This is a genomic window from Halorientalis persicus (genome assembly GCF_900110215.1).
Taxonomy (GTDB): domain Archaea; phylum Halobacteriota; class Halobacteria; order Halobacteriales; family Haloarculaceae; genus Halorientalis; species Halorientalis persica.
The window spans coordinates 1-6,293 of the sequence record NZ_FOCX01000074.1 but is presented as its reverse complement, the minus strand read 5'-3'; the positions used below and the strand labels follow the sequence as shown (position 1 = coordinate 6,293).

Annotated in this window: 6 protein-coding genes; 5 read left to right on the top strand and 1 reads right to left on the bottom strand. The window is 62.7% G+C overall.

Going from position 1 to position 6,293, the window contains the following annotated elements; all coding sequences use genetic code 11:
• Positions 1-300, top strand: a 300-nt coding sequence (locus tag BMX17_RS24365; RefSeq protein WP_211611486.1) for an HVO_A0114 family putative DNA-binding protein, incomplete at its 5' end; no start/stop codon positions are given.
• Between the two features lie 269 nt (positions 301-569).
• Here BMX17_RS24365 and BMX17_RS27185 read toward each other — a convergent pair.
• Positions 570-791, bottom strand: coding sequence for a hypothetical protein (locus tag BMX17_RS27185; protein WP_092665113.1), 222 nt, complete (start codon positions 789-791; stop codon positions 570-572).
• 201 nt (positions 792-992) lie between these two features.
• Between BMX17_RS27185 and BMX17_RS24355 the strand changes: the two genes are divergently transcribed.
• From BMX17_RS24355 to BMX17_RS24340, 4 genes are all read left to right on the top strand, one after another.
• Complete coding sequence (locus tag BMX17_RS24355; protein WP_211611484.1) at positions 993-2,087, top strand: sodium:calcium antiporter; 1,095 nt, start codon at positions 993-995, stop codon at positions 2,085-2,087.
• Positions 2,088-2,337: 250 nt separating this feature from the next.
• Entirely contained in the window at positions 2,338-2,625 is a 288-nt protein-coding gene (locus BMX17_RS24350) for a DUF7967 family protein (RefSeq protein ID WP_092665110.1), read from the top strand.
• A 65-nt stretch (positions 2,626-2,690) separates the two neighbouring features.
• The gene (locus BMX17_RS24345; RefSeq protein ID WP_092665108.1) at positions 2,691-3,440 is read left to right on the top strand and encodes a helix-turn-helix domain-containing protein; all 750 of its coding nucleotides are present in this window, start codon (positions 2,691-2,693) and stop codon (positions 3,438-3,440) included.
• A gap of 59 nt (positions 3,441-3,499) precedes the next feature.
• A complete protein-coding gene (locus BMX17_RS24340; RefSeq protein WP_170845564.1) occupies positions 3,500-5,857 on the top strand; it encodes a heavy metal translocating P-type ATPase in 2,358 nt (785 codons plus the stop codon).
• The last annotated feature ends 436 nt before the right edge of the window (positions 5,858-6,293 follow it).

The window sequence follows — 6,293 nt, the reverse complement described above, 5'->3', positions numbered from 1 at the left end:
CACGTCGTCAACTTCGAAGACCGGGCGCGGCTCCGCCAGCTGCTCACTGACCGGCGGATGGAACTGCTTGAGGAGGTGATGGAACAGCCACCCGAGAGCATCCGCGCGCTGGCTGACCACCTCGACCGCGACGTTCACGACGTTCACGACGATCTCCACCTGCTGGCCGAGTACGATATCATCCACTTCGAAGAGGACGGGCGCGCGAAGAAGCCGTATGTCCCCTACGACACGGTCCGAATCGAAGTTGAGTTCGGCCTCCCTCGTGGCGAAGGGTCAGAGTCGGCCGCATCGGCGTGAATCGCGTTGGACCCGGTTTCGGTGCGACTGATGCCGGTTGCGCGTCGATATTTTCTTGATCCTCGTTCTGCACACGTCCACCGGAAACGCTGTGTGCAATTTCCGCCGCTCGCGAGAGTCGCCGGACCCGGCTGCCACCACGATTACGACGACGGCCCAACCCGGCCAGGGGTACGAGGAAGGCTCAGTGATCGGCCAACGTCACATTCAGCTGCGTGTGTGCAAAACCCGAGTGCTCAGTGTAGATGCAAATCTACCGCCGGGGCTGATTAGCAACAACCGTTTTCGTCGGGGTTCCACTCGCACGCATCGCCAGTTGTGAGATCGTTTTCATCCATATACGCTGAGAGACAGGCGTAGTTACAGAAGTACAGCGGCGACCCACAGTCGTCGTCACAATCACGGACACAGATGGGGTCATGATCGAAGATTCGCGATTCACAGTACACGCACGTCTCGTCTACGTCAGGTGTTGAAACAGTCGTGGACATACCCGCGTGAAGGGGTTTGTCACGGAAAACGTTTCATAAGGATCGATGAGTTACTCTGCTGTCTCTACCGGTTCATGGTTCTGTACATTACCCGGATCTCCGCCGCTTTCCGGACGTCATCTCGATGAATCAGCCAGTCAGTAGAACTGCGATTCGATTACCAGTCCCCTAGAGTAGACCGCTTTGGCTGCACTAATTTCAATGTTCGGGGCGGAGTCAATAACGACCGTGGTTCAGTTGACCGTGTGGATCTGGGCCGTCGCCCTCATCGTTGGCGTCTTCGCGGCTCACTGGGGAGCCGAGCGGTTCGCGAAACCACTGCAGAAACTCCGTCGCCAGTGGGGGATTACTGCGGCGGCTGGCGGTGCAGTCGTCGGACTTGCAGCGGCCAGTCCCGAAATCGGGATTAACGTCGTAAGCGCAGCACGTGGCGTCTCGGACATTGGGCTTGGGGTGATGTTCGGCTCGAACATCGTCGCGATTCCGGTGATGGTGACCACCGCCTACTTCGCTTCCCGAACCCACGTGGCAGAGGACGTTGATGAATCTGGAGACTCACAGCCAGACGCGTCCGCCCTCTCTCACCATCACACGGCAGAGGAACACCATGGACACCTCCGTGAGAACTTTCTGCAAGTTGATCGAGAGGCCGCCACCGTACTGGCACTTTCGTATCTGGGGATACTGGTTCTGGTTGCCGTCCTGACGCTCCCGGCACCGTGGCGCGGCCTCCAGCCAGTCGATGCTGGCGTGATGGCACTTGCGTATCTCGCCTTCATCGGACAGGCCGTGTTTCGCGGGCGAGAGGAGGGTCAAGACGTCTCGTGGGAGATGCGAGAGATCAGGCTCGCCGTCGCTGGCCTCGCCGTGCTCGCGGGCGGGACGTATCATGCGGTGCGTGCAACCGAGAACATCGCCGCGGCATTCGGCATCTCGAATCTCCTCGGCGGGCTATTCATCACTGCTCTCGTTGCGGCATCACCGGAAATCTTTGCAACGTGGAGCGTCGTGAGAAGCGGACAGGTCACGGCTGGAACGACCAGTGTCCTCGGCGACCACGCCGTCACAATGACCGTCGCGTTCGTCCCACTTGCACTCGCCACGGTTCCGGTCGAGAACTTCCAGCTCTACTGGGTGAACCTCGTCTTCGTTGCTATGATGCCCGCGGCCTATGCGACTCTTCTCCACTTCGGCACTGCCGAACATGGCTTCAGACGGTGGCAAGTGGCCGTTCTGGACGGGATTTACGTTCTCTACGTTGCAGTTATCGCCTTCTGGGTGCTCAACCCTCTGTGAATTTGGATGTGGGCGATCGACTGGGCGTTCGGTCTCTCACTCAATCAACCCATAGTTCCGGAAGTAGAACGCTACAATTGCATGATTTCCCCCTCTATCGGCGCAAGCCCATCCTCCCGTCGCTATTCGCCGCTTTTGATGCTTGCGACAACACCTGCAATCCCAGCAGTAGAGATCAGCCTGCAACCGGGCCACCTGCAACTACGTTTCCAACACTATCCATTTCCGACTCGAAAGAAAACGAGCAGCTATGCCCAGCGATTCCGACTCGAACGGTGTCCGCGTCTGGCTCGTCGAGCGGACGTACTCCGACGACGAGCAGAACCTCATCATCCTCACCTACGCGACCCCGGACGGTGAACGATACTTCCGGAAAGAACGGGCGCTCACTTCCTTCACCGACGTCCGCGACACGACGGCCGCCGTCGACGCCGACCCGGACAATCTCGGCTCGGTCAACGACGCCGATCTGCAGGAGCAGTACGCCGCCGAGGCCCAGCGAATGCAGGAGAAACACGACCCCGACGACGTGATCTGACTCCAGTCGACACGATGGCAGCACCGAGCCCACGTGTTATATTCAGCCGCCCTCTACGCGTGGGTATGCGCGAACTCGTCTTCGCCCTGGAATACGAGCCGGGGTGCAACCGGGTGGCGGACGCCCTCGCCGACCACCCCGACGCCCGCGTCCGCTCGCTCTCGCTGCATGCCACTGCGGAGCAGCTCTGGCGAGTCGACCACGCGACCGGCACTCCGGACGCACTCGACGCCATCGAGGACGCCTTTCTCACCAGCGACTACTACGCCGACTGTCTGGCTACCGAAGACTGCGGCGCCACACAGACCACCCGCGTCCTCGACCGCACGGACGACACGCTCGTCCTGTACTCCGACTGGGAGCGCACCCCCTCCTGCGCGTCCGTCCCCCACATCGCCCGCGACCATCTCGGCGAGAGCGTGTTGTTCGAGACCCGTCACGAGGGCCGCCACTACACGTGGCGACTCATCCACTCCGGAGAGGGCGACGTGGCCGCGTTCTTCGACGCCCTCGAAGTCGCCGTCGGGGACTGCGCCCGGATGGAGATGCTCCGAACCGCGGACACGACTGCGTCGGTGGGGGGAAGCGACGAGACACAAAGTGGTCTGTCGCCGGAGCAGGAAGCCGCACTCCGGGCAGCCGTCGAACACGGGTACTACGAGTCCCCACGCGAAGTCGACGTCGGCGAACTGGCCGAGCATCTCGACGTGCCGCGGTCGACGCTCACCTACCGACTCCGCCGGGCGGAGGAACACTTGGCGAAGCAGCACGTCGCCGACGAACGGTTGCCCGAAGATCCCTCGGCAACACGCTGACCTTCGATTTGGAATATTCCAACAAAGGCTTATCGAACTGACGCCCCTACCGTGACGTGATGACAGAGAATCCGGACGCAGCGGGGGAGACGAGCGGAGGCGGGCAGCGACGGGAGCTGACCGCCCACCTCGTCGTCCCCGAGATGGACTGTCCGTCCTGCGCCCAGAAAGTCGACAAGAGCCTCCAGCGCGTCGACGGCGTCGTTGACGCCACGCTCCAGCCGACCACCGGTACGGCCAACGTCACGTACGACCCAGACCGCATCAGCGAGGCCGATGTGGTCGACGCAATCGAAGGCGCCGGCTACGAGGTTGTCAGAGGGTCGGATTCTGACGACGATGAGCCAGAGGATGCGGCCGGTGGCACCGACATCGCGCCACCGTCGGAGGTCTGGACGAGTCCCCGCGCGAAGAAGACGTGGCTCGGCGCGGCGTTCGTCACGCTCGGCCTCCTCTTCGAATTCCTCCTCATCGGACAGAACGTCACGGTGGCGAGCGTCCTCGACTACTCGCTCCACATCGCCGACGTCCTGTTCCTCGGCGCTGTCGCCGCCAGCGGCATCCCCGTCGTCCGCAGCGGGTACTACTCCGCGAAGAACCGAAGCCTCGACATCGACCTGCTGATGGGGACGGCGATCATCGCGGCGACCGGTATCGGCTACTTCGTCGAGGCGGCGACGCTGGCCGTCCTGTTCAGCATCGCCGAGCTGCTCGAGGACTACGCGATGGACAGGGCGCGGGACTCCCTGCGCGAGCTGATGGAGCTGTCGCCCGACGAGGCCACCGTCGTGCGCGACGGTGAGGAAGTGACTGTTCCCGCCGAGGAGGTCGACGTTGGCGAGACCGTCGTCGTCCGCCCCGGCGACAAGATTCCGCTCGACGGGACGGTCACCGAAGGCGAGAGTGCAGTCGACCAGTCGCCGATCACGGGCGAGAGCGTCCCCGTCGACAAGACTGCCGGCGACGAGGTGTACGCCGGCGCGATCAACGAAGAGGGGTACCTCGAGGTTGAGGTGACGTCGACGGCGGGCGACTCGACGCTCTCGCGCATCATCGAGATGGTGCAGGGCGCACAGGCGAAGAAGACCGACAAAGAACAGTTCGTTGACCGCTTCTCGGGCTACTACACGCCGGTCGTGGTCGTGCTGGCAATCCTGACCGCCGCCATTCCACCGTTGGTCATCGCCGATCCCGTGTCGGTGGACGTGGCCGGGTACGGGTTCACCTTCGCCGGCGACTGGCAGACGTGGTTCATCCGCGGGCTCACGTTGCTGGTGATCGCCTGCCCGTGCGCGTTCGTCATCTCCACACCCGTCTCGGTGGTGTCAGGAATCACTAGTGCCGCGAAGAACGGCGTCCTGATCAAGGGCGGCAACTACCTCGAAGCGATGGGCGAGGTCGACGCCGTCGCCCTCGACAAGACCGGGACGCTCACGAAGGGCGAACTCGCCGTCACCGACGTCGTTCCGGTCGGTGATACCACGGAGGGCGATCTGCTCCGTCGCGCAGCCGGGTTGGAACGTCGGAGCGAACACCCCATCGCCGCAGCTATTCTCGCCCGCGCTGAGGAGGCGAGCGTGGGCGATTTCCCCGACCCGACTGGCTTCGAGAGCCTCACCGGGAAGGGCATCCGCGGGGAGATCGACGGCGAGACGTACTACGCGGGCAAGCCGGCGCTCTTCGAGGAGTTGGGCTTCGATCTCTCTCGGGCACGCCGCGAGACGGACGGCGGCGTTGTGGCGGAAGACGCGAGTTCGGCCGACGACGGGGCGTTCGCCGAGGACGCGCTCGCCTCACTGGAGCGTGAGGGCAAGACGGTCGTCCTCGTCGGGACGGAGTCGGAGTTGCTGGGTGCGATCGCCATCGCCGACGAGGTGCGCCCGGCCTCGAAGCGGGCCGTCGAACGCCTGCACGAGCTGGGCGTCGAGCGCGTAGTGATGCTGACCGGCGACAACGAGGGCACCGCCCGCGCCATCGCCGAGCAAGTCGGCGTCGACGAGTACCGCGCCGAACTCCTCCCCGAGGACAAGGTCGACGCTGTCGAGGAGTTACAGGCGGAGTATGGTGAGGTGGCGATGGTTGGCGACGGTATCAACGACGCGCCCGCGCTGGCGACCGCGGAGGTCGGCATCGCGATGGGAGCCGCCGGCACCGACACCGCACTCGAGACCGCCGACATCGCGCTGATGGGCGACGATGTCGGGAAACTGCCGTATCTCTACGAACTGTCGCACACGGCCAACGGGGTCATCCGGCAGAACATCTGGACGAGCCTCGGCGTGAAGGCGCTGCTTGCCGTCGGCGTGCCGATTGGGCTCGTCAGCGTCGCCGTCGCTGTCGTCGTCGGCGACATGGGGATGAGTCTCGGCGTCACCGGGAACGCGATGCGGCTGTCACGAATCGAGCCCGACCAGTAATATTGCTGTATTCACATGAATCGCGGTACTGAAGACGATACCCCTTCTCTGCACTCGGTCAAGCGTGAGCGTTGGCCCCGCCGATTGCCTGTTCTTACCCGAAGGGAGATGTCCAGTGACCGATACGCGCGTTGTATCAAGCGCTCGGCTGTGTTGCACCTGACCAAGACTGGAAGACGGAGAGCCAGCGTACGATCCAGAAAAGTAGCTGAGATGGCAGAGAAGCACCGGTTAGAAGGTGTGTTTAGAGAACTGGAAGCAGCAGATCAATCAAAACCATTTGAAACGTATTTTCCCACGTAGCGTTAATTTTACGCGATCTTAGGCCAGCTATGCGATAAGAATTAACCGTCGTGAAGTCGTGCCGTTCGAACAGCATGTCTACTGCGGACTCGCGATCTGCAGTCTCTGAGGAAATCTGCAGCTATATCGACCA